We start from the raw sequence: 26,465 nt of genomic DNA, 5'->3' as shown, positions 1-26,465 counted from the left end.
ATCTTTGTCTTATCTTAGCGAATCTCTGAGAAACTCTAAAAAATGAAAATAGGTCTTTATTTCGGAACATACAATCCTATTCATGTTGGTCATTTGATCATTGCTAATCATATGGCCGAGTTTGCAGATTTAGATCAGATTTGGATGGTAGTTACGCCTCATAATCCGTTAAAAAAGAAAGCTACTCTGCTTGATGATCATCATCGTTTGCAAATGGTTTATCTGGCAACTGAGGATTATCCGAAAATCAAACCTTCGGATATTGAGTTTAAGTTACCTCAGCCAAATTATACCGTAATTACTTTAGCACATTTACAAGAGAAATATCCCAACCATCAATTTTCTTTGATTATGGGTGAAGACAATCTGAAAACGCTTCATAAATGGAGAAACTATGAGGTGATTCTTGAAAATCATGATATTTATGTTTATCCGAGAATTTCTGATGAACCTGAAAATACAGAGCTAAAATCGCATCCAAAAATTCATGTAATTGATGCGCCAATTGTAGAGATTTCTTCCACTTTTATTCGAAACAGCATTAAAGAAGGCAAAAATATTCAGCCTTTGTTACCGCCGAAGGTTTGGGAATATATTGATCACAATAATTTTTATAAGAAGTAAAAAATTGAATTTAAAAAATAATAAATAGCCTCCAGCTTTAGCTGGAGGTTTTTTAATTTAACAACTTAGGGCTTTAGCCAAAATTGAATATTTGGCTAAAGCCCTATTCCAAATCTATTCTCTAACCTCCAGTTAAAACTGGAGGCAATTGATTTCTTTGGAAAAGAAAAAACCTTTGTCAAAGTTTAAAACTTTGACAAAGGTCTCGGATCATTAATAAGCCCAATAAGAAAGCCTGAATTTACATTCAGGCTTTCTTATTTATGCTTCAACGTTAACTTCGCTTTTTACTCGGGTTCTGATTTCACTTAGCGATTGATCTACTAAAAGTTTTCCATCTCTGAAAACTTCTTTCAATTCACCTTGTTTTTCTTCTTCCCAAGAAACATTATCAGTTAAATGATACTTCCCGTCGATTAAATCGATTTTCATCAATCCTTTAGCCGATTTTTTAGTTCCGTCATCTGTAATCGGATCTTTGAAGATGGCTCTTCCCTCACCTTTTACTTCTCCGTAAGTTGCTTTCATCGCAAATCCAAAAGTATCTCTGGTGTTATATTGATACGTAAAAGAACCAATTCCTAAAACTACATTTGTAGATGCAAATCCTTTTTCTTTTAATCTTTCGCAAATTTGAGTCGCTCTTGCTACGGTAATACTGTCGCCATAAATTGCTCCAATTTGCGGAACTAATTCTTTAAATCCTTTGTTATTTACAGAACCGCCAAAAACATCCCAAAGCAATTCAATTACACCTTTCTTTTCCTGTTCCGTTTTTCCGTTTGGATTTCCGCAGATAATATCAACCGGATCACCGCTGTCAGGACGAATTACTACTTTGCCTTCTCTAGCAACAATATCTTCTCTTAAGCGAGGTAAATAATCGGTTAAAACCTTCCATAAATCCCAGGTATCAGAAACAATAGAAACAATTCCTTTTGGATACACTTCTGTAATTAATCTTTTGAAGGTTTCATATTCACCTTCTGTTGTTCCCATACACATTACAGAATGCTCTGTAGCGGCAACTGAACCTGCAACTAATTCTGAATCTGAATTGGCTTTGTAATATTCTTCTAAAAAATCTATTGCCGGAATTGTATCAGAACCTGTAAAACTCAATAAATGTCCGGCTGCAGAAGTTACTGCCGCTTCGATTCCACCCATACCACGCATAGAAAAATCGTGCGCCTGCCAATCTACAAATTCAGGAACAGAAGAAGTTTCATCGGCATATTTATCTAATACTTTTCTATATTCTTTTGCAATTGTTGCAGAGTTACAAGGAAGCCAGATTACTGCTGAAAGCAATGTTTCAAAATAATTCGTCAACCAGAAAAACTCAGGAATTGTATTATACATCGTAAACATTGGAACTCGCAATGGAACGCTTGCTCCTTCTGGCAAAGCTTTAAAAACCATCGGAATATATCCTAAATCATGTAAATCTTCGATATGTTTTGTTCCAACTTGGTTTTCGCCTAAATAGTTATTAATTCTTCTAGAATATTTCTTAACTACTTCTTCTTTTGGCTGTTTGAAGAAATATTGTTCAAAATCTTGAATGATATATTTTTTAATAAAATACTGCAATCCAAAAAACACAACTTCATCAAGATCTTCAATTCTTGATTTACGAGGCGTCCAGTTAGAATAAACTAAAGTGGTATTATCTGGGTATTGTCTTCTGTGGTCAACTTTGTAACCGTCGGTTAATAGTAATGGGTTCATATATTTTTATTTAATAAATTTTGAATTAACTCTTCTAATGTTTTAAATTGTTCTACCGAATATCTTTCGCATACGATATCAATATTTCCTTTACGCCAAAAATTTTCTTCGACAACTACTTTCATTTTATGTGATTGTGCATAAAGTCCAAACTCCAGTAACGATATTGGTGACATTGTATCTCCTGCAAAATACATGATAATAATATCTGCTCTTTCAAGCGCCTGAAGTTCCCAGCTTACCTGTTCTTTAAAATGAATATTTTCTATAGTTTGCGACCAGCTGCTGTCCCACTCGTTTCTTCTTGGATTAAAAATAACGAATTGATCTTGCAGCAATTCTTCACATCTTTTCTGCCAGTTTATGGCTTTATCCATCTCTATAGAACCTGCTAAGAAAACGGTTTTTAAATCAATTTGCAAAGGAATTTCTTCTGGTGCTTTATAAATTTTCTTCATGGCTATTTATTTCTTCCTTTTTCAGCTGGATAAAACGTTTGTACTGCATCACTCTGCCAAAATTTCTTTGTTTCTACATCAATACAAGTTAATTTTCCGTAAAAACCAGCTCCGGTATCAATATTCCACACATTACAACCTTGCATTGGCACTTCAACATTATAATGAAGTGTTGGTGTATGGCCAATATAAATTTCATTATAAAGTAATAATCTTTTTGGGTACGAAAGGGAATCTTTTTTGATTCTCTTGTCCATTGTCAAAGCCATTTCCCAAAGTGTTCTGTCCCAAGAATAGTTTGTTTTGTAATGTTCTTTTTCTGGTCCATGCATGGATGAAAAACCAGCGTGAATAAACAAATTATTATTTTCATCTACAAAGTAATCTTTCATAGCGTTGAAAAAATGAAGATGTTTTTCTTTTTCCGAAGACTCAATATCGGTATAACTTTCTATCGTCGATTTTCCTCCATGCAGAAACCAAATATCATTTATGATATCTTTTTCTAACCATTCCTGACACCAGGCATCATGATTTCCTTTTATAAAAATACATTCTTGTTTTTGGGATAAATCTATAAGAAAATCAATTAATTGTTTTGATTCGCTCCAGCCATCGACATAATCCCCCAGAAAAATAAATCTGTCATTTTGGGAATAATCAATTCTTTCTAATAACTGAATTAATGCTTTTAATCCGCCGTGAATATCTCCAAAAACTAAAGTTCTTTTCATGATTTAAATTCGATATACTTTGCCGGAACTTCATCCGTAAGCCAAACGTTATTTTCAGACAAATAAAATTTGAATCCGTCTCTGTGCATTGCTCCGCTTCTAACTGTTAAAATTTGAGGAACTCCACGTCTGCTTCCTACTTTTATTGCCGTTTCTTTGTCTTTGGAAAGATGTACGTGCTGACGGCTCATTTTTTTCAAACCTTCTTTCTGGATGTTTTCCATAAACTTTCCAACGGTTCCGTGATATAAATATTCCGAAGGTTCTGTTTCCGATAAATTCAATTCAACCGAAATGGAATGTCCCTGACTTGCACGGATTTTGGTTTCATCTTCGTTATATGCAAAGCGTTTTTTATCATTGTTTTCTACCACATAATCTAAAAGAACTTTATCTAATTTGTTTCCTTTTTGAGAACATTTCAAAATTAATTCTTCTACATCTGCCCAGCCATTTTCGTCTAGTTTTAATCCGATTTTTTCCGGTGAATGTCTAAGTACTAAACTTAGAAATTTACTTACTGTTTTTGCTATATTTTCATTCATTATTAATATATTTTTTTCTAGAAGTCATAAACTACAACTTCTACATCATTATTCGAAAGCATTTTGAGAATAATTGGTTCAATCATTTCCCACTTTCCTCCAGCCAAACCACAACCAATTCTAGGCATGTGAGCAGAAGCATTATTTTTTTCTGCAAAATCAGAAACTGCTTCTAATCCTTCTTCGATGGCGTTGTATCGTATTGGAGCGCCTCCGTTTTCATCTTTATTTATTTTGTGCTGTCCAATTAAATTTGCTATCAATAAATCTTCTTCAACCTGAACAAACTGCACTTTTCCTAATTCAAAATTATCTTTTGATCTGAACCATTCTCTATATTGGTTTTCTGGTTCTTTCCATCTTTTTGAGATAGCCATTACAAATCCTTTTCCCCATCCTCAAACATCATTACAAACATGTACAATTATTTTGTTTCCTAATGTTTGTGGCGATGTTGCATCTCCTTTTATATATTGAATGTCTTTCATTTTTTATATATTTTAATCAAACGTTCCTACGGAACGTAAATACAATTGGGGATACTTTATTCTACCGATGAAATGTTCCCATGGAACATCTTTGATATTCCATAATCTCCCATTATTTTAATTCATCCCTAACTTCCATCAAAGCAAAACCTAAAAGATTCAATCCCTGCCATTTTTCAGGATTTGAAGCATTTGTATGATCACTTGCCATTCCAATTCCCCAAATGGGATCAACCGGACTTGCTTCAACTAAAACTCTATCTTTTGTGTTTAATAAAAATGTTTTTAAATCTCGATTCTGACTGAACTTATGATAATTGCCCTGTTTTACAATTTCGTATCGGTTTTCTAACCAAAGTTTGTCGTCATAATTTCTAACTTCTCGACCTAACTTTTTGGCTTCGGCTGGAGAATTTGCTGCTAGAATTTTTTCTATGATTTCTTCATCCTGAAACAATTCCGCTTTCTTTGCCATCATCCAGTGTTCAGCCGTTTTATAGGTTACTTTTTCAACTTTAAAAGAACTTAACCACCATTGACTGAAACAGGTTTTGGTAATTTTTCCGTCTTTGTTTGGTTGATGTCCCCAGAAAAATAAAAATTTACTTTCCGGAGCTATATTATCTATATTGTATTTCATTTTTTTAATTTTTAATTTGATATTCTCCGGAAAAGTTTTTTAACAATTTGAGATGTTTACATCTTATTTAATTATTTTCCAATTATTTCTAAGTTATATCTGAAACCTAGTTAATCCAAACTTAAATGGAATTTTTTCTGTCTGAAATATTTTAATATTTTTATTTTTAGCAAAATCAACAATCTCATTTTTATCTTTTTCCGAGATACTAATCCCAAGATTTATTTCCTCAATAAAATCTAATGGAATAACAATCGTTCTATCTTTTTCGGTTGGAACATTTGGATAGAAAAGTTTAGTTAATCGATATTCTTGTTCATATTCCCATTCTTTAGATTTAAAATGCGTTTGCATAAAAGATGTTATCATATTGTGTTCACTAAATGGATCTATTGCGGGAAAATTATCTGAATATGCAACTGGCCCACCTTTACCGAAAAAACCAGATTGTCGCATTTTTTCTTCATTATATCCAACATTAAATCCTTTATGAAAATAACCATAGTGTGACCACATTAAAATAGAATCCCATCTACTGGAAAGAGAAAGTATTCCATAATGTTTATCAGTAGCTTCTGATTCTATCCTTTCATGTTCTTGTTGATAAAGTTCAAGATTTTCAAGTCTTTTTAATTGAAACACTCTCTCATCCTTAATGTTTCTTCCGTCCTTTATTAGCCATTCTTTATGTTTCTCAAGACCTTCATCAACGTAACGTTCTATTTTTTCTTGGCTATCTAGTAGCATAAAATTTTTCGGTATTCTGAAGTCAAAGGGGTCATTGAAATTTTTTGGTGCTGACAAATATACTTCACCCTTAAGCAAAATGTTCTTATGATATTCCTCAGCCCAATTTCTGTATTTGTATATTATATCTGGATAATTTTCTGGTTTCATAATATTATATAATTAAGAATTCAAAACACAAGTCTATGCCTTAAATATTTAAAATTTACAATAATCGATCTAACCTTACTACTTCTACATTTTCATCCTCAAAATCTTTAAAAGAATTCGTTGTAAATATCTTATCGAAGCAGTTTAAAACTTCAAAACCTTTATTGAAAATTCCGTGGCTTACCGCTAAGTATAATTTTCCGGCATTTTTCTTTTTTAATTCTTCGGCAAGTCCAACGAAAGTTCCGCCGCCGTCGCAAATGTCATCTACAATTAAACAGTCAATTCCGTTTAGATCCTCTTCATAAACTTTAAAACCAGATAATTTTCCTGTTTTTACGTCTCGGCTTTTACTGCATTCTACCACATCAATTCCGCCTAAAAATTCAGAAACTTTATAGATTTTCTTTAAAGCTCCGCCATCCGGAGAAATTAATTTTACGTTTTCACCAATAACTTTTAAAATTTGCTGAATAAAAGTATGGTTCGGAATTACGGTACAATTGTTTACCAAAGCCGGAGTAACTTCAGAATGCGCATCAAAAACAAAAACTTTATTTAACTGAAGTCCGTTTATAATGTCAGCATACACTTTTACAGATAATGGTTCGCCGGGAATCATAACACGATCTTGTCTTGCAGCAGGGAAATACGGAATAAACAAATCGATGATTTTAACGTCCATTCTGCGTAAAGCATCAACCGTAATACACAACAAACCTAAATCGTTGAAAGAGTTTAATCTGTGTGTGATTGTTATTTTTTGATTGCTATCAAAATCGGGATTAATTTTTATGTGTGGTTCTCCTCCAGAGAATGTAAAACTTTGAAATTTTATTTCTTCCTGATTTTGGAAAGGAGCGAATTTTGGGTCGAGATTTAGTATCATGTCTTTTTAGTTTGCGTTAATTATACGCAAATGTAAAATTAAATTTTAAATAAACAATTTATTTTGTGTAAAAATTACGCAAACTTTATTTCGAAGTGAAAGCCTTTTTGAGTTAACTCGTTATATTTCTGCTTATTAAACTTAAAAAGTTTAGCTGGACGACCTGTTTTTATTGGTGAAAATTTTTCTGTTTCCTCTAAAATATCAAAGCTTAAGATTTTTTTTCTGAAGTTTCGTCGGTCAATTTCTTTTTCTAAAATAGTGCAGTAAAGATTTTCAAGATCTGAAAATAAGAATTCTTCTGGAAGTAAATCAAAACCAATTGGTTCGTAAGTAAGTTTAGATTTTAATCTCGAAATTGCTTTTTCAAGTATTAAATTATGATCAAAAGCCAAAGCCGGAATTTCATCTATTTTACACCATTGTACTCTTTCGGCATCGGTACTTGCTTTGATATCTAAGTTTGAAGCATCCACCAAAGCATAATAAGCAACTGAAATTACACGATTTCTGGAATCTCTGTAAATATCATCTCCAAAGGTGTATAATTGTTCCATAAAAGTCAGCTGAACGTTTGTTTCTTCGTGCAGTTCACGAATAACGGCATCGCTCAAAGATTCAGAATTTTGAACCAAACCGCCTGGTAAAGCCCAGTATTTTTCTGAAGTCCCAAATTGCTGTTCAATCAATAACACATATAAATCATTGTTTTTATATCCAAAAACAATCGCATCGACAGCAATTCTAATATTTTGTAAATTTTCCATAATCCTAAATCATATCAAACAAATATAACGAATGAGAGCCAATTTTATAATCTAATGCACAAGCATAACTTATAAAATTGACTCTCAATATTTTTTATCTTACTACTTTTCTTTAACCTTTTTTAATTCACGGTAATACTTTTCTTTGGACTGCTTGTACACGCAGAACTTCCTTCTTTTGTAGTAACATCTGCCTTTACCTCAAATATGCCGGCAGCCGCATAAGTATGTGAAACATTCATTCCTTCACCAGAAGTTCCATCTCCAAAAGTCCATTTTACAGAACTTACTGTTCTCGTTCCAGCATATTCTATCGAATAATTAATTTTCTTCGAATTAGCTCCATCAACAGAATGTTTTAATTGAATTAAAATTGATTCTCCAAAACAATCTACTATTTCCTCGTCATCATGCTTACTGCAGGAAAAACTCAAAAAAGCTATAATAACAACTGCAAAAATTCTTTTCATCTTTTTCATAAGTTATTGATTTTAGTTTCGTTAAATCAAATTTATGATTTTATAAAGAGAAGCTTAAATAAAAAAAAGAATTTTCATATATTTTATACCCGTTTCGGTTTTTAAAGAAAGCTTTTTGAACATTTATATTAATTCACCTGTACATTTTTCTTTTCGATTACATTACAATTCTCTTGATCTTTTCTAACTGTAATATCCGCTTGAACTTCATAAGTTCCTGCTGTTTCATAAGTGTGCGTTACTCTTAAACCTTCTACAGTTGGTTTTCCATCACCAAATGTCCATTTTATAGAACTTAAGGATCCTGATCCTTCATATTTAACCGAATACGTAATTTTCTTAGCATTAAGCGGATCTAAAGAATATTGTATCTCAACCTTAGAGGATTGTCCCCAACAATTTGTTATAGAATCTATTTGTTCTTCGGTGCAGGAATCACTAATAAAAATTACCATTAGTAGTAATAAAATTTTCGCCGCTATTTTCATTTAAGGTTTAAAGGGATTTGGTTAGTTAAAAATGTTCTTAGAATTAATTACAATCTGTTACCGTAAAACAATTTTAGCTCTTTTGAAATAATTTCAAAAAACGAATTCAAATTATTGTTTTTAGGAGTTAACAAATACACAAATTCTTCCGGAACATGAAAACTGTTCCAAACTAACTGCAGTTTATTTTGTTTGATGTAATCTCTTGCATTACAATTCCAGGTAACGGCTACCCCTTCATTTTTAGATAAAAGCCTAAGCATTTCAGATTCTGAAGGAATAATATAATTAGGAACCATGGACGGTCTCTTTTTATTAAAAGCATGCAGCCAGAACATTTTTATATGCGGAATTCTCGCATCATGACTGTACCATTTTTGTGCATTGAGCCATTGTTCTATTTCTGTGAAATTATCGGCTTTTAATCTTTGGCGAAATTCGGTTATGTCTAAACTTGTTGGCGCAACCATTATCAGTTTAATTTTTCCAACAATTTCATAAGTCGTATCAAACGTATCAAACCTTTTTGTAGTAATAGCAAAATCGAGTTTTTTTGAATTAACCAATTCAAAAAGTTCATCGTTTTCTGCAAAAGTAAAATCGATTAAATCAAACTTAGCAATTAAAAGATTACCAATACAATCGAAAAGATTTTTTGAAACCCCAACAGAAATTAATCGGTTGGCATCTTCTGCTTTTGCTCTGAAACCTGTTTCAACACTTTCGAGTCTGTCGAGTGCGTCTATAATTAAATTATTCAGTAACTTAGCGTATTCGGTTGGCTCAACTCCTTTTGATTTCCGATTAAACAATTTATTCCCCACATGAGCCTCGAGCATAGAAATCTGCTGACTTACTGCAGGCTGGCTCATAAATAATTCTTTTGCGGCAACTGAAAAATTGCCGTTTTTGTAAACTGCTTTAAAAGTTCTGTACCATTCTAAATTTACCATGATATAAATTTGTTTATAGCAAACATAGTTTATTTTATTTTTACTAATATCACTTTCCGCGTAAATTTGTTAAAAATTTTAATCACATGAAAAAAATAGCATTACTCGCAATAATTGCATTTGCCGCTGCAGGTGTTTCTGCTGTCGCACAAAAATCAAATAAAAAAGGGATGAAAAAAGTATTATTTGTTGTTACCAGCAACGATAAGCTGGGCAATACAGGAGAAAAGACAGGATTTTGGTCTGAAGAATTTGCTGCTCCTTATTATGAATTATTAGATCAGGGAATTGAAATTACAATTGCTTCTCCGCTTGGAGGACAGCCTCCAATTGATCCAAAAAGTGCAGATCCTTCATCGGCAACTGAAGACACAAAACGTTTTGACGCTGATAAAGCTTTACAGGAAAAATTAAAAAACACGCTGAAACTATCAACTGTTAACCAAAAAGATTACGACGCAGTTTTTTATCCTGGTGGACACGGCCCGCTTTGGGATTTAGTTGAAGATAAAAGTTCAATTGCTTTAATTGAAGATTTTTATACCCATAAAAAACCTGTAGTTTTTGTATGTCACGCTCCGGCAGTTTTAAAAAATGTAAAAGTAAAAGGTGAATATTTAGTAAAAGGCAAAAAAGTTACCGGATTTACAAATGACGAAGAAGAAGCGGTTGGATTAACTAAAGTTGTTCCGTTTTTATTAGAAGACGCTTTGGCATCAAACGGAGCATTTTTTTCTAAAGGCGCAAACTGGCAGCCATATGCTGTTGAAGATGGTCTTTTAATTACAGGCCAAAATCCGGCATCATCTAAATTGGTAGCTGGAAAATTATTAGATCAATTAAATAAATAAAGGTGCTAAGGTTCTGAGGCTCTAAGATGCTAAGATTAAATTCTTTTAAAAAAACTTAGAATCTTAGCATCTTAGAACCTTAGCAACTTAAAAATAAAAATCATGCTAAACTTTGAATTATACAATCCGACGAATTTAATTTTCGGAAAAGGACAAATTGAAAAACTTTCGACTTTAGTTCCAAAAGGTGCTAAAATCCTTTTGGCTTATGGCGGTGGAAGTATTTTTAAAAATGGTGTTTACGATCAGGTAATCGCAAACTTAAAAGGTTTTGAAATCGTAGAATTTGGAGGAATTGAGCCAAATCCGCATTTTGAAACTTTAATGAAAGCTGTTGAAGTTATCAAAGCAGAAAAAATCAATTTTATTCTTGCCGTAGGCGGAGGATCTGTAATTGACGGTGTGAAATTTATTTCGGCAGCCGTTAATTTCCAAGGAAACCCGATTGATATTTTACAAAAACGAATTCTGATTAAAGAAAATGCTGTACCATTCGGAACTGTTTTAACGCTTCCTGCAACAGGAAGTGAAATGAATTCAGGTTCTGTAGTTACAATCGAAGCTACTCAGGAAAAACTGGCTTTTGGCGGAAGCGCATTATTCCCAAAATTTTCTATCTGTGATCCAACTGTAATTGAATCTTTACCAAAAAGACAAATTCAAAATGGTGTTGTAGATGCTTTCACACACGTAATGGAACAATACTTAACGTATCCGCACGAAGGTTTTCTGCAAGACAGAATCGCCGAAGGAATTTTACAGACTTTAATTGAAGTTGGTCCAAAAGTGGTTGAAAATCCAAATGATTATGCTTTGGCTTCCAACTTTATGTGGAGCTGTACAATGGCTTTAAACGGATTAATTCAAAAAGGTGTTCCAAGTGATTGGGCAACGCATATGATTGGTCACGAATTAACAGCTCTTTACGGAATTGATCATGCGAGAACTTTGGCGATTATCGGCCCAAGTTTATACAACGTAATGTTCGAAACTAAAAAAGGAAAATTAGCACAATACGGAAGACGTATTTTCAACCTTTCTGATTCTGATGATGAAGTAGCAAAAGAAGCGATCAATAAAACAGTTGAATTTTTCCATACAATGGGAATGGACACGAAACTTTCTCAATATACAGATGATTATACCAAAACTGCAGATTTTATCGTAAATCGTTTCGACGAAAGAGGCTGGAAAGGTTTAGGCGAAAATCAACTGGTAACTTTAGATAAAGTAAAATCTATTGTTGAGCTTAGTTATTAAGTAAATTCCAAAATTTTTAAATTCCAAATTCCAATAGCACACTTAATTATTGGGATTTGGAATTTTTTATTTAAAATATAAATCTCATTATAATATCAACAACTTGGAATTTGGAATTTCTAAAATTGGAATTTGTATTTAACTAAAAAAGGCGTTCTTAATAAGTTTAGGAACGCCTTTTCAAAATACTAAAACAAAACTAACTAACTCAATTCTTGATAAATTCATTAAATTCTAATTTACAATTAGTTACAACGCACGTTTTTATTCTTTATTGCATACTTGTTAAAAATATTATTTATTTTATCCAAACATGCTGAAAACCATTGAAATTAAAGACGTTCATCAAATTTCTTAAATCAGATTTTGTATTATTACTACATTATTAAGTACTTTTGTTTTAAATTATTAAAATAATGAGCGGAAAATTAAAATTTGCAGTAATTGGAGGAGGAAGCTGGGCAACGGCAATTACAAAGATGTTATGTGTGAATCTTTCAGAAATTGCCTGGTATATGCGTAATGAATCTGCAATCGAACATATCCAAAAATACAAACACAATCCAAATTATTTAAGTTCTGTTGAGTTTGATACCAGCAAGCTTAGATTAACAAGCAATATAAACGAAGCAATCGAATTTGCAGATTATATCATTTTTGCGATTCCATCTGCTTTCTTGGATGCCGAATTAAAAAACATGACGGTTTCATTAGCTGATAAAATCATTTTTTCAGCCATTAAAGGAATTGTTCCAGAAACAAGTTTAATCGTTGGTGAACACTTTCACATTCAATACGATATTCCATATTATAATATTGGTGTTATTACTGGTCCTTGCCACGCTGAGGAAGTTGCTCTTGAAAGACTTTCGTACTTAACAATTGCATGCGGAGATCCTGAAAAAGCACGCACCGTTGCAAAATCTCTTTCAGGAAATTACATTAAAGCTAAAATTTCTGATGATATTATTGGTACCGAATATGCTGCAATGCTTAAAAACATTTATGCAATCGCTGCCGGAATCGCTCACGGTTTAGGTTATGGAGATAATTTCCAATCGGTTATGATGAGTAACGGAATTCGTGAAATGAAAAAATTCATTCGAAAAGTACATAAAATGAAACGTAACATTAATGATTCTGCTTATTTAGGAGATTTATTAGTTACAGGATATTCAGTTTTCTCAAGAAACAGAATGTTCGGAAACATGATTGGAAAAGGATATACAGTAAAAAGCGCCATGATGGAAATGAGCATGGTTGCCGAAGGTTATTACGCAACAAAAAGTGCTTATAAACTAAATCAGGGTTACGGAGCAAAAACACCTATTATAGACGCTGTTTATGCTGTTTTATATGAAGGAAAAGATGCGAAGTCTGTGTTTAAGAAATTAACGGAGTCTTTAGATTAGTTTTTTTTAAAGAATATAGAATAAAGAGTATAGAAAATAGACTTATACTTTTAGAATAAAAAAGAGTCAAGACTTATTTAATTTCGTCTTGACTCTTTTTCTTTTCCTACAAGGTTTTAAAAACCTTGCAGGAGAAATGCTACTTCACCATTATCCCTTCAACAAACAAAATAGGCACTTCTTCCGTATTATTTTCGTTAATTAAATTCGATTTGAATATGAACTTCTTATCGTACAAAGTATTGCCGATAAAGAATGTTACCATAAATTCATTATTCAAAACCAAAAGGCTTTTCTCTATCATTTCAATCTTAACCACAGAAACAGCCGGAACTTCAACAAAAGCGTGACGTAAAACCGATGTTTTTTTCATTTCGCCATCAATAGTTCCAAATGCTTTTGAAACCACCATAACGCTGTCTAAATTAAAGTCGCTGTCGTTTACAAGATAAGCGTACCACACTTTTTCCATAAAATCATCGCTCCATTCCTGCACTGCAGCAAGAAACACATTTTCAACTTCTGGAATTGTTATATCTTTTTTCATTTTTATTAAAAGCTTTAAAACCTTTGTCAAAGCCTAAACTTCAACAAAGGTTTATTATATTATTATAATAAATTAGACATTCGAATTAATCTAAAATCTACAGTCTAAAATCTAAATTGCAACTTATATATTTGCTTTAAATTGCTCTAAGAAACGAACATCATTTTCATAGAACATACGAATATCGCCAATTTGGTATAAAAGCATGGCAATACGCTCTACTCCCATTCCAAAAGCAAAACCGTTGTATTCGTCTGGGTTAATATCACAGTTTTTCAAAACGTTTGGATCAACCATTCCGCATCCTCCAATTTCTAACCAGCCTGTACCTTTAGTAATACGGTAATCTGTTTCGGTTTTTAATCCCCAATAAATATCAATTTCAGCACTTGGCTCTGTAAATGGGAAATAAGACGGACGAAGACGGATTTTAGATTTTCCGAACATTTCTTTTGTGAAATAAAGTAACGTTTGCTTTAAATCTGCAAAAGAAACATCTTTGTCAATATACAATCCTTCTACCTGATGAAAAATACAGTGCGAACGCGATGAAATGGCTTCATTACGGAAAACACGTCCCGGTGAAATAGTACGAATTGGTGGTTTATGATTTTCCATATAACGCACCTGAACAGATGATGTATGCGTACGCAGCAACACGTCAGGATTTGTCTGAATGAAAAAGGTATCCTGCATATCTCTTGCCGGATGATATTCCGGAAGGTTTAATGCAGTAAAGTTATGCCAGTCGTCTTCGATTTCCGGACCTTCAGAAACATTAAATCCAATATTGGCAAAAATATCTATAATTTGATTTTTTACGATAGAAATAGGATGACGAGAACCAATAATTACCGGTTCTGCAGCACGCGTTAAATCACCAAAAATTCCTTTTGTTTCTTCTTTGCTTTCAAGCTCTTCCTGAATAACTCTTACTTTTTCTTCAGCAACAGCTTTTAACGTATTTATTACTTGTCCAAAGTCTTTTTTCTGATCGTTTGGAATATTTTTAAATTCAGTAAAAAGTTCTTTCAATAAACCTTTACTTCCTAAATATTTAATACGGAATTGTTCTAACGATTCTTTATTTTTCTCATTAAAGGCTTTAGCTTCCTCTATATGTTGTTTGATCTTATCTATCATTTTCCTTCGATAATTGAGAGTACAAATTTAGTGTTTTTAGTTTAAAGTACGCAGTCGCAGTCGCAGTTTTCAGTTTTCAGTTCAATCGACTGTAAACTGAGACTGCGACTGTAAACTAAAAACTACTCAATAACGTTTCTTTCTAAAAAATAATTTACAATTGCTTCTTTCATTAAAACAGATTGTTCTCCGGCTTTTAGCGCAGGCAATTGCTCTTTTACTTTGTAATGCGGCCAGCCTTCAGCATCAAAAAAATCAAATTCATAAAACCCATAAGGCTCAAGCAATCTGCAGATTGCAATATGCATTAAATTTAGTTTTTCATCTTTTTTGAATTCACGGTGCACTTTTCCGAGTTCCTGAACTCCAATTAGGTAAATTATGGCATCTAAATCTAAGTCTTCGCCTTGCGAAAATTGATTTGAAAGTATATCGACGAGCTTTTCCCAGCGCTCTTTTAGTTGTGTATCTCTAGACATTTTTATTTATGATTTTTGATTGTAGAGTTTAGACTGCTGATTTAAAAAATCAATTCTGAAGGGGGCAGAATTGCAATCTGAACTCTAAATTTTGATTTGCAAAGATACACAGTTCAAATTCAAACACGTTAAAAAAATTAAACACATAGAAACATAGATTTTAAATATTAGATATATCAAGATTAAAAACGTCTGAACCTTTGCAGCTCTGAGCCTTTAAACCTTAAAAAAAACATATATTTGCGCCTTTATTAAACATACCAAAACATGAGTTTTTTTGATATTATCGTTGCCGCACTTTTAGTTTACAGTTTATACAAAGGAATTAAAAACGGGCTTTTTGTAGAAGTTGCTTCTTTTATTTCACTTTTATTGGGAATTTATCTTGCGATTAAATTTTCTTCTTTAGTAGCAGGCATGATTTCAAAACATGTTTCGTGGAATCCCACTAATATTCAAATTACGGCTTTTATCCTAACTTTTATTCTGGTCGTAATTGGCGTTTATTTCCTTGCTAAAATATTAACCGGAATTGCTGATTTTGCTATGCTTGGCTGGATGAATAAGTTAGGCGGAGGTTTTTTCAGAATCTTAAAAACAATTCTGATCTTAAGTATTTTTATTGCCTTGTTTGAGAAAATCAACTTCAATAATACTTTCGCTAAAAAAGAAACTTTAGATAAATCTATTTTCTATAATCCGGTGAAAAAAGTTGCGGCTTTTGTTTATCCTTCTATTGAAAAATGGTATGAGACTTTTAAAGAAAAACAGGCTGAAAAATCTGAAGAAGAAAAAGATACTTCTAAAAAAGAATAATATTCTTTGCGCAAAGTAAACCCGACAGGTTTTTAAAACCTGTCGGGTTTATTTGTTTAAATGGGCTTCGACTTAGCTCAGCCTGACATTCGTTTTCACAATAATATCTAGAATTTCACCTCTATACTTTCTCCTTTTTTCAGGATAATATCTTGTTTTTTATCTCCAAAAATTAAAGTTGTTTTTCCTCCTTTTTTCGAAGAAACAATTACTTTTTCAGGTTTCTTATTATTCCAGATTATTTCTAATTCAAATCCGCCTCTTGCGCAAATTCCTTTTACAGAACCTTGCTCCCAGGCATCTGGTAAAGCCGGAAGTAATCTAATTTCGTTTTCATTAGATTGTACTAACATTTCGGCAACCGCAGCGGCTCCTCCAAAATTGCCATCAATTTGAAATGGCGGATGCGCGTCGAATAAATTCGGATAAGTTCCTCCGCCTCTTCTTGGTTTTTCCGTTTTCTTTCCGTCCGGATCAACATAACGCAGTAATTCGCGGAACATTTTATAAGCGCGATTTCCGTCCCAAAGTCTTGCCCAAAGATTAATTCTCCATCCTTTTGACCAGCCCGTAGTTTCATCGCCTTTTATTTCGAGTGTTTTTCTTGAAGCCTCGGCTAAATCTGGAGTTTTTAAAGGCGTAATATGATCGCCCGGAAAAAGTCCGAATAACTGCGATTGATGACGATGTTTCGGATCATTATCTTCCCAGTCAAAATACCATTCCTGCAGATTTCCTTTTTTACCAATTTGATACGGATAAAGTTTTGCCAATGCTGTTTCTAATTTTTTTCTGAAATCAGCATCAATATTAAGAACCTTTGAAGCCTTAATTGTTTTATCAAAACATTCGCGAATCATAGCTAAATCGGCAGTTCCACCATATAATGTAGCGCCGACAAAACCGTCCGATAGCTTATATTGATTTTCCGGTGATGTTGATGGCGATGTAATTAAATTTCCATTTTTATCTGTTACCAGCCAGCCCAAACAAAATTCGGCTGCACCTTTCATCAAAGGATACCCTTCTTTCCTTAAATAAGCTTCATCCTGCGTAAAAATATAATGTTCCCAAATATGTGTACTCAGCCATGCGCCCGCTATTGGCCAGCACGCCCACATTGGTTCTTCTTTTCCAAATTGTCCAACGGGATTTGTCATTGCCCAAATATCAGAATTGTGCGCTGCCGCCCAGCCTTCGTTAACACCATAAAAAGTCTTTGCCGTCACTTTTCCGGTTACCGAAAGATTTTTTATAAAACTCAAAAGCGGCAAATGCATTTCTGAAAGATTGGTGTTTTCTGCCAGCCAGTAATTTTCTTCGAGATTAATATTCATCGTATAATTACTGCTCCAGGGCGGATTCAAATACGGATTCCAAATTCCCTGCAAATTCGCAGGAACGCCCAATGTTCTTGAAGAACTTATCAATAAATACCGCCCGTAATTAAAATAGAGAATTTCGAGGTTTTTATCTTCTTTCCCGTCAGCGTAGCGCAGTAAACGTTCGTCTGTTTGTAAATCTGGTGCTGTGGTTTTGCCTAAATCTAACGTTACACGATTGTAGAATTTTTGATAATCGGCAATATGATTTTCTTTTAATTTGTCGAAAGGTTTTGCAAACGCCTTGTTCAAATTTTGCAATGCAATGTTTACATCATCAGGACCCTCTGTTGCTGGATTTTTGTCAAAACCATTAAAACTTGTGGCTACAGAAACATAAATAATCGCTTCCGTCGCATCTTTTAAAGTTAGTGTTTCTCTCGAACTTGTAATTTGTCCATCCGTTTTTTTGATTTGGACTAAAGTGGTAAATTTTGTTCCTCTGTCTTTTATCTCCAGATATTTTGGTAAAACAGCATATCCGGCATTTTCATGAATGGGTGCAGAACCTGTCATTACCAAAATATTATTTCTTACTTCAACATTTGACTGTAAAAGGCTTTTTAAATTGATATCAAAGTTTAAAGCTCCTTTTTGATCGGCTGTTAATTTGATTGCCATAATTTGATCTGGAGCTGAAACAAAATATTCACGTGTATATTTTATTCCGGCCATTTCGTAACTTACTTTTGAAATTGCATTCGAAATATCCAGTTCCCGATGATAATTTACCGCTTTTCCTTTTTCAGCATTGTTGATTTCTAATGTTCCTAAAGGTGCATACGATTCGGAGTTTTTCCCTTGAATTTTCTTGTTTAATTCTTCGGCTAGTTTATAATTTTCGTTTTTTAATGCTTCGCGAATTTCGGGAATGTTTTTATACGCTTCCGGATTCATTTTTGTATTCACAGGTTCTCCCGACCAAAGTGTGGCATCATTCAAATAAATTTTATCTGAATTTGCACCTCCAAAAACCGTTGCACCCATTTTTCCGTTCCCTAAAACCAAACTTTCTTCAAAGAAATCAGCAGGCTTATCGTACCATAAAACATTTTTCGATTGTGCAGAAATGTTTGTGTAGTAAGAGGCGAAAAGTAAAATGAGAAATGTTTTTATGAGGCTTGGATTCATTTTGCTGCGTTTTAAATATTACCGATCAGATGTTCCTACGGAACATTATTGCAATGTTGTTTTTTTGATCAACGGATTTCATCCGTTGCTACCGACGAGTTGTTCCTAACGGAACATTTTTATTTATTTTCATTCAAACAAGTTTCAAAAAACCGTTCAAAAGACTTTTTACTTCTCACTAATTACTATTTACTAATCACTAAGAACTAAAAACTATTTACTCACTTTGTAAACTTCATTCGCCGTAATCATTTCCCAATTATCAGTTCTAAATGGCGATGCCGGGAATTTTTCTTTGTTGAAAAGATTGATTTCGGTATCGTCATCTGCCCAGCCATAATGAACTGCAACGGGATTTTGAACCTGATCGCTTGATACAATTACTTTGTTGTCTTTTATTATCGCTTTCGCGGAATGAAAAACTTTGTCTGCACCTGCAATTTCGAATCCTTTTAGGTTTTCTGAATTATCTGAAGCCGTTAATCCCGAACCAATATTATCGAAAGTCAAAATAATTTGATTTCCTTTTATTTCCTGCGATTTATAAGTTGGTCCGCTGTGAACTTGTTTTTTGCCATAAATATTATTTAAAGCAACTGCCGCCAAACGCAATCCAATATCTTGTTTGTTTGTTGGATGAATGTCTTTTGCATTTCCAATATCCGTCGTAACCGCCATTCCTGTATTTGGCAGTTTTAAAGTTTCAGACTGTGCTTCGCGAAGTTCTGCCCAACGGCTTCCTGTTTTACTGTTTCCGTTGAACTCATTGAAAGTTGATAATTGAACGAAATAAAAAGGAAAATCACCTTGTTTAAACTTTGTTCGCCAGTCTGTAATCATTAACGGAAATGCTTTTTTGTACTGCTTCGCTCTCCAAACATTGGCTTCGCCCTGATACCATAAAACGCCTTCAATAGCGTACGGAACCAGCGGATTTACCATGGCATTGTATAACAACGACGGATAACTGTTTGGTGATAATGCTGTTTTTACAGTAATAACTTTAAATTTCCATTTTCCGTCAAGCGGAATATTTTTACTGCCGAGACTTAGTTTTAAATCGGCTGCATCGCCGTAGATTCCACCGCCGCCGCCATTATCTACAATTCTAACCGAAATTACATTTTTTCCTTCTTTCAAAACATTTGATGGGATTTCGTAAACACGTTTTAAATCGTATTGTGAGTTTTTACCAACTTCAATTCCGTTTACGTATGTAATGTCTTCATCATCAATTTTTGAAAGATAAAGTGTTGCTTTGTTTTTTATATCTTCTGCAGAAAGTGTAATCGTTTTTCGCATCCAAACAATTCCGTCTAAATCACCTAAAGGTTGGTTTTCCCATAAACTCGGCGTATTTAATTCGCCCCAAGATGAATCGTTGAAATCAAATTCTTTAAAAGTATTTTCATTATCTGTACTTACCGGAGTTCCCTGAATTTTCTCGACTCTTTCTTTCATTTTTTTGGCGTACAATTTCGAAATAGAATCGACATTTAGCGAAGGAACTTCAGCAATCATAGATTTGAAATCATCACTTTTTTGAAATGCTTCGCGGCTTGTCCAGGTTTCTACATTCGTTCCGCCCCAAGAAGTATTAATGATTCCAATTGGGATTTTTAATTCGGCATATAATTTTCTGGCGAAGTAATATCCAACTGCTGTAAAATTACCAACAGTTTCTTTATTTGCTATTTCCCATTTTCCGGCTTTTAAATCGTCTTTTGGTTTTCCGCTTAAATCTTGTGCAACTCCAAAATGACGAATCATTGGATAATCAGAATTGGCAATTTCTTTTTCGGCATTTATCGTTTTTGAAACCTGAAATTCCATATTCGATTGTCCGCTGCAAATCCAGACTTCACCAACCAAAACATTTTTGATTGTGATTTTATTTTTTCCAATAATTATTAATTCAAAAGGTCCGCCGGCTTTTTCAGAATTCAGATTTAAAGTCCATTTTCCGTTTTTATCGGCAGTTGTTTTTTGTATTTGTTTGTTAAAATGAACTACAATTTTTTCATTAGCATCGGCAAAACCCCAAATCGGGATTTTTTTATCTCTTTGCAACACCATTCCGTCAGAAAACAGCAAAGGCATTTTGACATTAGCATTAGCTAAAACATTCATTATCAGAAAAATAAATACAATACATTTTTTCATTTCTTCTAAATTTAAATTGTTTAAACCATATAAGTGATATAAGATAATTTAAGCTCAATGCTGACAAAAAACTTAATTTTACTTATATCACTTATATGGTTTATAAAAACTTTTTTACTGTAATCCTTCTTTCAAAGCGGTTAAGGCCTGAGTATCGAAAACGGAATTATCGCTTCTTTTAAAAATTCCAAAACCATTATTTCCGATGCTTCCTTCGTCCCAATAAAAAGGTAATAATCCATTTGCTTTTGCTGTTTTTACCACCGTTTTTAAATAATACGCTCTCGAAGCTAAATGTAAAGTTAAGGCATCTCCGGTTAAAGTCGTTCTGCGAATTGCTCCAAATTCTCCTAACAAAACCGGAATTCCTTTATCTACAAACTGGGTTTTCATTAATTTGAAATTTTTCTCTAAATCTGCTTCTTCTCCATAAGTTGCATTTCGTTCTGTATCTGTTGCGGAATGATAATTTGCCCCCCAATAATAGAACATTTTTCCCCAGGTTTCATCTTTAGTTAAACCGGCAAAATTCCACGGAGCATAATAATGAACCTCAACCATCATTCTGTTTGCCGCAGAATCTGTTGGCAAAGTAGTCATTAATTTGTTTGTTTTTTCAATATCTGTCGTTGGCCCCTGAACAACTAAAGTACGATAAGCATTTTTTCCTCCGGTAGAACGAACTGCATTAATGAAAGTTTGATGATACGAAGTTAAAACTGCCATTTGTGCGGCATCTTCAACCGCTGGTTCATTGGCACTTGCAAAAAGCAAATGTTCGTCAAATCCGCGTAAATGTGTTGCGATTTGTTCCCAAAAAGCTTTTTGTTTCGCATTGTTTTCTACTTTTTTGGCTTCGGTAATATTATTTTCCAGCCAGCCGCCGTCCCAGTGAATATTTACGAGAACATACATATCATTATCCACACAATATTGAACAACTTCTTTTACTCTATCCAGCCATTCGGTTTTGATTTTTGCAGTTGCAGCATTTTCCAAATATTGGTTCCAAGAACACGGAATTCTTATCGCATTAAATCCGTTTGCTTTTACGGCATCAATCAAAGCTTTGGTAACTTTTGGATTTCCCCAAGCAGTTTCTCCTCCGGTTGCTTCTAATGTATTGCCAATATTCCAGCCTAATTTTATTTTTGCTGCTAATTGTACAGCAGTACTTGACATTCCGGATTGATCTGCCGTAATTGGGTTTGTATTGTAACTCGGATATAAACTCGTAACAACAGCTGCGCCTGCCTGAGTAACTGCAATTTGTACCGATGACGTTTCACCTGAATTAATTGTAATTGTTGCCGTTCTAGCTTCGGTACTTGTATTTTCCAGAGCTGTTATTTTAACGGTAATAGTTCCCGAAGTTCCTCCCGCCTGACTTAACTGAAGCCAGTTTGAATTTGGATTACTAATTGTCCATGCCGTAACATTTGTATTTATTTTTACGCTGGCTTCGCTTCCTTTGCTTACAAAATCAATTTTATTAGTGTCGACTGTAAGTGTTTTTGCCGCTGCTTTTTCTCCTTCTTTATCAGAACTGCAAGCCCAAAGACTCAAAAATGAAAAGCATAAAAGCGTACTTAAAAAATAAGTTTTAATTGTATTTTTCATCTTATTTGATTGTTACAGGAATTTCTTTTTTAATATCTCTTGAAGAATTCCCCACTTTTAAAGTGTATTTTCCTGGCTCAACTGTCCATTTTTTGGCAGTAACATCATAATAAGCTAATTCTTTTACCGGAACTTTAATTGTAACTGTTTGCGAAGATCCTGCTTTTACTAAAACTTTTGAGAATCCTTTTAATTCCTGAGCTGCACGGGTAATTTTAGAACCTGATTTTGAAGCGTATAATTGAACGACTTCTTTTCCATCCACTTTTCCTGTGTTTTTTACTTCAACAGAAACTGAGATTGTTTCATTTTGAGCATAATCCGTTTTATCTGCTTTAGCATTTTCAAAACCAAATGTTGTATATGATAATCCGTAACCAAAAGGATATAAAGGCGCAATATTTTTGGTATCAAACCAACGGTATCCTATTAAAATTCCTTCGGCATAATTTACTGTTTTTCCTCCGGGGAAACTGTTTGTGGCGTGTGCCGGAGAATCCATAATCGCTTTAGGCATTGTCCAAGGTAATTTTCCAGACGGATTTACTTTTCCTAATAATACATCTGCTAAAGCATTTCCTCCTTCAGAACCATTAAACCAAGACCAAACTACAGCTTGAGATTTTTTGCTGATATTTTCAATTTCAAAAGGCGCTCCGGCAACAAAAACTACAATTGTTTTTGGGTTTACAGCCAATACTTTCTGAATTAATTCTTCTTGTCCAAAAGGCAAATGCAAATCTCTACGATCAGAAGCTTCTGTTTCATAATCACGGTTTGAACCTGCAAAGATGATGGCAACATCCGATTTTTTAGCTGCTTCAACTGCTTCCTGAACTTTTGCCGGATCTAACTGATCGATTGTTACAGGACCATTTGAAGTAATATTTCCTAAATTTCCTTTATTTTTTTCGTCGTAACGTTCCAAATATCCTTCGGCATAATTGATTTTTATTGAAGATGGAAGTCTGTTTTTTAAACCTTCAAGAGGTGTAATTTCTCTTTTTGTTTTAACTCCCGCACCAAATCCGCCAAGAGCATTTTTCTTTATTGCGTTGTTTCCAATAACTGCGATAGATTTAATTCCATCTAATTTTAATGGTAATGCATTGTTTTCATTTTTCAATAAAACAACTGCTTCTGCAGCAATTTTGTAGGCATCCTGATAATGTGCTTCGGTTGCGATGCTTCCTTTTGCACGTTCGCCGCCGCCCATTGCTTTAACTTGGAATAAAACTCGTAAAATACGTTTTACATGAAGATCAATTTCTTTTTCTGAAACTTCTCCGGATTTAACTGCAGCGATTAATTTATCCGCAAGGAAAAATTCATTGAATGGTTTTGGTGTTCCCATTTCAATATCTAAACCATTTTTCAATGATTTTGCTGTAGAATGGACCGCAGCCCAATCTGAAACCACAATTCCTTTAAATCCCCATTCATCACGAAGGATTTTGTTTAGCATATAATCGTTCTCACATAAATATTCTCCTCTAAATTTATTGTAAGCGCCCATTATGCTGTATGCTTTTGCTTCTTTTACCGAAGCTTCAAACGCCGGAAGGTAAATTTCACGAAGTGTACGCTCGTCAATTTGTACATCAACATAATCACGATTGGTTTCCTGATTGTTTGCTGCAAAATGTTTTACACACGCCATTACATCTTTTTCCTGTAAACCTACAATTAAAGGCACGGCGATTTTTTTATTCAAAAACGGATCTTCACTCATGTATTCATAAGTTCTTCCTCCAAGCGGCGTTCTTACCATGTTGATGGCCGGCGAAAGCAGCATGTCTTTGTCTCTTGCACGTAATTCTTCTCCTAAACTAGTTCCGAAAGTATGCGCCATTTCTGCATTCCATGTTGCTGCCAGAGCGCCGCCTGCCGGATAATAAGTTGCAAAATCATTTGTCCACCCTGCCGGAGCCCAATTATCGCGTGAAATTTCTTCACGAACTCCAAGCGGTCCGTCGGCCATTTTTAATTCCGGAATTCCTAAACGTTTTACGCCTGCATTGGCGAACATACTGTTACCGTGCAGCATTCCAATTTTTTCCTCAAGTGTCATTTGAGAAATTAATTTATCTATTTCGGCATCATGTTCTGTACCGATTTCTTTTCCTATATATTCTTTTTGAGCTGATTCAGCATCTGAATTTTGTACTTCATTTTTGCACGAAACAAACAACATCACCGCCAGTGCCGCTGAGAAGTATATAAATTTGTTTTTCATTGATTGTGGTTTTTTAGTTTTTAGATTTTATAGTTAGTTTACTGTTTCACAAATCTAAACATATAAACGTCATTTTCGTTAATTGCAATTTCTCTATTGAATGTTCCTTTTGAATCGATTTTTATTTTTTCTGATGAAATCAAACAATCGTTATTTTTTTCTTTAAGCAATTTTACTTGTTCTTTACTCAATTGTTTTGGACTTTTCATTGCCAAGTAATCGGCATAAACATCGTGTGTTTTATAACCGACTTTGTAAATTTCTAAATCGTATTTTCCTTTTGCTAAATTGTCTAATTCGATTTTTAGAATTCCTTTTGATTTCGACGGTAAATCCTGAAGATAATAGGTTTGATTTAAAACTTTATCGCCCGGATGTGTATTGGTAAAATCCCAAAACAAAAGCTGTACATCGCCTTTTTCATTTTTAGTTATCCACGAATTTTTATCTGTATTTTGAAGTTCTGTTTCTCCTAATTTATTCATTAAATAATACGAGAAATAAGCAGGCTTTTTAATTCCCTGCGTGTTTAACAATCCGAAACCACCGTGAAAGGGAGTAAATCTTGGTCCTGCTTCTTCAAAAATATCGGTGAAAACCCAATACGACATGGAGTTTGCCGCATTGCCAACTTGTTTTATTTTCTGCAGAATATACGCTGCGGAATGGTAACTGTCGTGAATTGGATCTGCCGGAGTATATGAAGTGCTCCATTCTGTATAATGCAATTCCAGATTTGGTTTTGCCGAAGCTGCAATTTGTTTTCTTGAATTTAAAATATCTCCGCTTACGCTGAATTCATCCTGACTTAAAATAGTTCCCGAAGTTCCGAATTCGTCTAGATATCCATGTTTTACACCGTAAGTATGCGTCGAAATAAAATCGATTGGAACATTGTTCTTCGCACAAAAATCAATTGTTTCCGGAACCCATCCAGCACCCGCCGTTGCTGGGCCGCCGACTTTGTACTCTTTATTTACATTTTTTACTGCACGGGCTGCATATTCATATAATTTGAAATAATCCGCTTGAGTTCCTGTCCAGAAACCCGGTGATAAATTCGGTTCGTTCCAAACTTCAAAATACCATGTTTTTACTTCTTCTGCTCCGTAACGTTCTGTAAAATGCTGGGTTAAATTCTGAATTAAATCTTCCCATTTTTTATAATCTTTTGGTGGCGTTACATTTCCTTTCCACCAAAAAATAGTTTCTTTCCCGCTTGCCAATGCATTCGGCATAAAACCTAATTCTACGAATGGTTTCATTTTTAAGCTTACAATATAATCGAACAAAACATCAACATATTGGTAATTGTATTCGGGATTTCCTTTTTCATCTTCACGATAAACAGCCATATCATCTGTTAGTAAACCGTGCATTCGGATGTATTTAAAATCGCATTCTTTTTTAACTAATGCCAGTTGTTCCTGCCAGTCGGCGCGTAAACCTTCGTTTGCTCTTCCGGCTCCGATGCATTCTTTAAACATTGTGTTTAATTTTCCTGCTTCTTTGTTGTAATCGATTTTTATGATTCGGTTTTCAGCATTGTTATTTTGTCCAATAATTTGGATTGAATGAATTAAAACCAGTAGTATAAAAATTCTTTTCATATCTGTTCGGAATTACGTTGTGTTAGACGCACTGCTGTGCGTCTCTACGAATTGCGTTTCTACAAATTGTTCGTAATCGTTTTGTTGAGTAAACCCTACAGGTTTTAAAAACCTGTAGGGTT

At 33.9% G+C, this 26,465-nt stretch carries 24 protein-coding genes and 1 pseudogene; 5 read left to right on the top strand and 20 right to left on the bottom strand.

What is annotated here, in order from left to right; translation table 11 throughout:
• The first annotated feature begins 42 nt into the window (after nucleotides 1–42).
• Complete coding sequence (gene nadD, locus APR43_RS19950; RefSeq protein WP_053473400.1) at nucleotides 43–624, top strand: nicotinate (nicotinamide) nucleotide adenylyltransferase; 582 nt, start codon at nucleotides 43–45, stop codon at nucleotides 622–624.
• A gap of 261 nt (nucleotides 625–885) precedes the next feature.
• Here the strand turns inward: nadD and APR43_RS19945 are convergent, their stop codons facing one another.
• From APR43_RS19945 to APR43_RS19890, 12 genes and pseudogenes are all read right to left on the bottom strand, one after another.
• A complete protein-coding gene (locus APR43_RS19945) occupies nucleotides 886–2,355 on the bottom strand; it encodes a nicotinate phosphoribosyltransferase (RefSeq protein ID WP_053473401.1) in 1,470 nt (489 codons plus the stop codon).
• The gene (locus tag APR43_RS19940) at nucleotides 2,352–2,813 is read right to left on the bottom strand and encodes a nucleoside 2-deoxyribosyltransferase domain-containing protein (protein ID WP_053473402.1); all 462 of its coding nucleotides are present in this window, start codon (nucleotides 2,811–2,813) and stop codon (nucleotides 2,352–2,354) included. The genes APR43_RS19945 and APR43_RS19940 overlap by 4 nt, the downstream gene beginning before the upstream one ends.
• 2 nt (nucleotides 2,814–2,815) lie before the next feature.
• Complete coding sequence (locus tag APR43_RS19935) at nucleotides 2,816–3,547, bottom strand: metallophosphoesterase family protein (RefSeq protein ID WP_053473403.1); 732 nt, start codon at nucleotides 3,545–3,547, stop codon at nucleotides 2,816–2,818.
• A complete protein-coding gene (locus tag APR43_RS19930) occupies nucleotides 3,544–4,092 on the bottom strand; it encodes an RNA 2'-phosphotransferase (RefSeq protein ID WP_053473404.1) in 549 nt (182 codons plus the stop codon). The genes APR43_RS19935 and APR43_RS19930 overlap by 4 nt, the downstream gene beginning before the upstream one ends.
• Before the next feature lie 17 nt (nucleotides 4,093–4,109).
• Nucleotides 4,110–4,580 (bottom strand): annotated as a pseudogene (locus tag APR43_RS19925) (macro domain-containing protein).
• A 112-nt stretch (nucleotides 4,581–4,692) separates the two neighbouring features.
• Nucleotides 4,693–5,220 (bottom strand): NADAR family protein, encoded by a 528-nt coding sequence (locus APR43_RS19920; protein ID WP_053473405.1) that lies wholly within the window; start codon nucleotides 5,218–5,220, stop codon nucleotides 4,693–4,695.
• Nucleotides 5,221–5,313: 93 nt separating this feature from the next.
• A complete protein-coding gene (locus tag APR43_RS19915) occupies nucleotides 5,314–6,117 on the bottom strand; it encodes a DUF2971 domain-containing protein (RefSeq protein ID WP_053473406.1) in 804 nt (267 codons plus the stop codon).
• A 55-nt stretch (nucleotides 6,118–6,172) separates the two neighbouring features.
• Nucleotides 6,173–7,006, bottom strand: a complete 834-nt coding sequence (gene prs / locus APR43_RS19910; protein ID WP_053473407.1) for a ribose-phosphate diphosphokinase — start codon at nucleotides 7,004–7,006, stop codon at nucleotides 6,173–6,175.
• A gap of 74 nt (nucleotides 7,007–7,080) precedes the next feature.
• Nucleotides 7,081–7,773: an NUDIX hydrolase gene (locus APR43_RS19905; RefSeq protein ID WP_053473408.1), complete on the bottom strand. Its 693-nt coding sequence runs from the start codon at nucleotides 7,771–7,773 to the stop codon at nucleotides 7,081–7,083.
• 122 nt (nucleotides 7,774–7,895) lie between these two features.
• The gene (locus APR43_RS19900) at nucleotides 7,896–8,252 is read right to left on the bottom strand and encodes a PKD domain-containing protein (protein WP_053473409.1); all 357 of its coding nucleotides are present in this window, start codon (nucleotides 8,250–8,252) and stop codon (nucleotides 7,896–7,898) included.
• A gap of 128 nt (nucleotides 8,253–8,380) precedes the next feature.
• Nucleotides 8,381–8,707: a PKD domain-containing protein gene (locus APR43_RS19895; RefSeq protein ID WP_205720340.1), complete on the bottom strand. Its 327-nt coding sequence runs from the start codon at nucleotides 8,705–8,707 to the stop codon at nucleotides 8,381–8,383.
• Nucleotides 8,708–8,787: 80 nt separating this feature from the next.
• Complete coding sequence (locus APR43_RS19890) at nucleotides 8,788–9,693, bottom strand: LysR family transcriptional regulator (protein ID WP_053473411.1); 906 nt, start codon at nucleotides 9,691–9,693, stop codon at nucleotides 8,788–8,790.
• A gap of 86 nt (nucleotides 9,694–9,779) precedes the next feature.
• Between APR43_RS19890 and APR43_RS19885 the strand changes: the two genes are divergently transcribed.
• The 3 genes from APR43_RS19885 to APR43_RS19875 all read left to right on the top strand — a co-directional run bounded on the left by APR43_RS19885 (nucleotide 9,780) and on the right by APR43_RS19875 (nucleotide 13,216).
• On the top strand, nucleotides 9,780–10,544 hold the full coding sequence (locus APR43_RS19885; RefSeq protein WP_205720339.1) for a type 1 glutamine amidotransferase domain-containing protein: 765 nt from the start codon (nucleotides 9,780–9,782) through the stop codon (nucleotides 10,542–10,544).
• A 102-nt stretch (nucleotides 10,545–10,646) separates the two neighbouring features.
• On the top strand, nucleotides 10,647–11,804 hold the full coding sequence (locus tag APR43_RS19880; protein ID WP_053473412.1) for an iron-containing alcohol dehydrogenase: 1,158 nt from the start codon (nucleotides 10,647–10,649) through the stop codon (nucleotides 11,802–11,804).
• Nucleotides 11,805–12,220: 416 nt separating this feature from the next.
• On the top strand, nucleotides 12,221–13,216 hold the full coding sequence (locus tag APR43_RS19875) for an NAD(P)H-dependent glycerol-3-phosphate dehydrogenase (RefSeq protein ID WP_053473413.1): 996 nt from the start codon (nucleotides 12,221–12,223) through the stop codon (nucleotides 13,214–13,216).
• A 139-nt stretch (nucleotides 13,217–13,355) separates the two neighbouring features.
• On the opposite strand, the gene APR43_RS19870 is transcribed toward APR43_RS19875, so the two are convergent.
• The 3 genes from APR43_RS19870 to APR43_RS19860 all read right to left on the bottom strand — a co-directional run bounded on the left by APR43_RS19870 (nucleotide 13,356) and on the right by APR43_RS19860 (nucleotide 15,385).
• Nucleotides 13,356–13,763, bottom strand: coding sequence for a hypothetical protein (locus tag APR43_RS19870; protein ID WP_053473414.1), 408 nt, complete (start codon nucleotides 13,761–13,763; stop codon nucleotides 13,356–13,358).
• A 123-nt stretch (nucleotides 13,764–13,886) separates the two neighbouring features.
• Complete coding sequence (gene pheS, locus APR43_RS19865; protein ID WP_053473415.1) at nucleotides 13,887–14,906, bottom strand: phenylalanine--tRNA ligase subunit alpha; 1,020 nt, start codon at nucleotides 14,904–14,906, stop codon at nucleotides 13,887–13,889.
• A gap of 122 nt (nucleotides 14,907–15,028) precedes the next feature.
• On the bottom strand, nucleotides 15,029–15,385 hold the full coding sequence (locus APR43_RS19860; protein ID WP_053473416.1) for a hypothetical protein: 357 nt from the start codon (nucleotides 15,383–15,385) through the stop codon (nucleotides 15,029–15,031).
• A 267-nt stretch (nucleotides 15,386–15,652) separates the two neighbouring features.
• Here APR43_RS19860 and APR43_RS19855 point away from each other — a divergent pair, with 267 nt between their 5' ends.
• The gene (locus APR43_RS19855) at nucleotides 15,653–16,201 is read left to right on the top strand and encodes a CvpA family protein (protein WP_053473417.1); all 549 of its coding nucleotides are present in this window, start codon (nucleotides 15,653–15,655) and stop codon (nucleotides 16,199–16,201) included.
• A 107-nt stretch (nucleotides 16,202–16,308) separates the two neighbouring features.
• On the opposite strand, the gene APR43_RS19850 is transcribed toward APR43_RS19855, so the two are convergent.
• The 5 genes from APR43_RS19850 to APR43_RS19830 all read right to left on the bottom strand — a co-directional run bounded on the left by APR43_RS19850 (nucleotide 16,309) and on the right by APR43_RS19830 (nucleotide 26,343).
• Nucleotides 16,309–18,714, bottom strand: coding sequence for a glycosyl hydrolase family 95 catalytic domain-containing protein (locus APR43_RS19850; protein ID WP_053473418.1), 2,406 nt, complete (start codon nucleotides 18,712–18,714; stop codon nucleotides 16,309–16,311).
• 213 nt (nucleotides 18,715–18,927) lie between these two features.
• Nucleotides 18,928–20,877 carry a sialate O-acetylesterase gene (locus APR43_RS19845; RefSeq protein WP_053473419.1) on the bottom strand — a complete coding sequence of 650 codons (1,950 nt, stop codon included), beginning with the start codon at nucleotides 20,875–20,877 and terminating at the stop codon, nucleotides 18,928–18,930.
• Between the two features lie 114 nt (nucleotides 20,878–20,991).
• Nucleotides 20,992–22,497, bottom strand: coding sequence for a cellulase family glycosylhydrolase (locus APR43_RS19840; protein ID WP_082356461.1), 1,506 nt, complete (start codon nucleotides 22,495–22,497; stop codon nucleotides 20,992–20,994).
• A 1-nt stretch (nucleotide 22,498) separates the two neighbouring features.
• On the bottom strand, nucleotides 22,499–24,733 hold the full coding sequence (locus APR43_RS19835; protein ID WP_082356462.1) for a glycoside hydrolase family 3 C-terminal domain-containing protein: 2,235 nt from the start codon (nucleotides 24,731–24,733) through the stop codon (nucleotides 22,499–22,501).
• Between the two features lie 38 nt (nucleotides 24,734–24,771).
• Nucleotides 24,772–26,343, bottom strand: coding sequence for a GH39 family glycosyl hydrolase (locus APR43_RS19830; protein ID WP_053473421.1), 1,572 nt, complete (start codon nucleotides 26,341–26,343; stop codon nucleotides 24,772–24,774).
• Between the last annotated feature and the right edge of the window lie 122 nt (nucleotides 26,344–26,465).

Origin of the sequence: Flavobacterium sp. NLM (assembly GCF_002210235.1) — a bacterium.
Taxonomy (GTDB): domain Bacteria; phylum Bacteroidota; class Bacteroidia; order Flavobacteriales; family Flavobacteriaceae; genus Flavobacterium; species Flavobacterium panici.
Note: the sequence above shows the minus strand (reverse complement) of the source record. Positions and strands in the feature narration are given on the sequence as shown.

What these genes read in the sequence shown, in the direction of transcription:
- nadD (WP_053473400.1), top strand. Translation starts at nt 43, where the DNA reads ATGAAAATAGGTCTTTATTTCGGAACATACAATCCTATTCATGTTGGT.
- APR43_RS19945 (WP_053473401.1), bottom strand. Translation starts at nt 2,355, where the DNA reads ATGAACCCATTACTATTAACCGACGGTTACAAAGTTGACCACAGAAGA.
- APR43_RS19940 (WP_053473402.1), bottom strand. Translation starts at nt 2,813, where the DNA reads ATGAAGAAAATTTATAAAGCACCAGAAGAAATTCCTTTGCAAATTGAT.
- APR43_RS19935 (WP_053473403.1), bottom strand. Translation starts at nt 3,547, where the DNA reads ATGAAAAGAACTTTAGTTTTTGGAGATATTCACGGCGGATTAAAAGCA.
- APR43_RS19930 (WP_053473404.1), bottom strand. Translation starts at nt 4,092, where the DNA reads ATGAATGAAAATATAGCAAAAACAGTAAGTAAATTTCTAAGTTTAGTA.
- APR43_RS19920 (WP_053473405.1), bottom strand. Translation starts at nt 5,220, where the DNA reads ATGAAATACAATATAGATAATATAGCTCCGGAAAGTAAATTTTTATTT.
- APR43_RS19915 (WP_053473406.1), bottom strand. Translation starts at nt 6,117, where the DNA reads ATGAAACCAGAAAATTATCCAGATATAATATACAAATACAGAAATTGG.
- prs (WP_053473407.1), bottom strand. Translation starts at nt 7,006, where the DNA reads ATGATACTAAATCTCGACCCAAAATTCGCTCCTTTCCAAAATCAGGAA.
- APR43_RS19905 (WP_053473408.1), bottom strand. Translation starts at nt 7,773, where the DNA reads ATGGAAAATTTACAAAATATTAGAATTGCTGTCGATGCGATTGTTTTT.
- APR43_RS19900 (WP_053473409.1), bottom strand. Translation starts at nt 8,252, where the DNA reads ATGAAAAAGATGAAAAGAATTTTTGCAGTTGTTATTATAGCTTTTTTG.
- APR43_RS19895 (WP_205720340.1), bottom strand. Translation starts at nt 8,707, where the DNA reads ATGGTAATTTTTATTAGTGATTCCTGCACCGAAGAACAAATAGATTCT.
- APR43_RS19890 (WP_053473411.1), bottom strand. Translation starts at nt 9,693, where the DNA reads ATGGTAAATTTAGAATGGTACAGAACTTTTAAAGCAGTTTACAAAAAC.
- APR43_RS19885 (WP_205720339.1), top strand. Translation starts at nt 9,780, where the DNA reads ATGAAAAAAATAGCATTACTCGCAATAATTGCATTTGCCGCTGCAGGT.
- APR43_RS19880 (WP_053473412.1), top strand. Translation starts at nt 10,647, where the DNA reads ATGCTAAACTTTGAATTATACAATCCGACGAATTTAATTTTCGGAAAA.
- APR43_RS19875 (WP_053473413.1), top strand. Translation starts at nt 12,221, where the DNA reads ATGAGCGGAAAATTAAAATTTGCAGTAATTGGAGGAGGAAGCTGGGCA.
- APR43_RS19870 (WP_053473414.1), bottom strand. Translation starts at nt 13,763, where the DNA reads ATGAAAAAAGATATAACAATTCCAGAAGTTGAAAATGTGTTTCTTGCT.
- pheS (WP_053473415.1), bottom strand. Translation starts at nt 14,906, where the DNA reads ATGATAGATAAGATCAAACAACATATAGAGGAAGCTAAAGCCTTTAAT.
- APR43_RS19860 (WP_053473416.1), bottom strand. Translation starts at nt 15,385, where the DNA reads ATGTCTAGAGATACACAACTAAAAGAGCGCTGGGAAAAGCTCGTCGAT.
- APR43_RS19855 (WP_053473417.1), top strand. Translation starts at nt 15,653, where the DNA reads ATGAGTTTTTTTGATATTATCGTTGCCGCACTTTTAGTTTACAGTTTA.
- APR43_RS19850 (WP_053473418.1), bottom strand. Translation starts at nt 18,714, where the DNA reads ATGAATCCAAGCCTCATAAAAACATTTCTCATTTTACTTTTCGCCTCT.
- APR43_RS19845 (WP_053473419.1), bottom strand. Translation starts at nt 20,877, where the DNA reads ATGAAAAAATGTATTGTATTTATTTTTCTGATAATGAATGTTTTAGCT.
- APR43_RS19840 (WP_082356461.1), bottom strand. Translation starts at nt 22,497, where the DNA reads ATGAAAAATACAATTAAAACTTATTTTTTAAGTACGCTTTTATGCTTT.
- APR43_RS19835 (WP_082356462.1), bottom strand. Translation starts at nt 24,733, where the DNA reads ATGAAAAACAAATTTATATACTTCTCAGCGGCACTGGCGGTGATGTTG.
- APR43_RS19830 (WP_053473421.1), bottom strand. Translation starts at nt 26,343, where the DNA reads ATGAAAAGAATTTTTATACTACTGGTTTTAATTCATTCAATCCAAATT.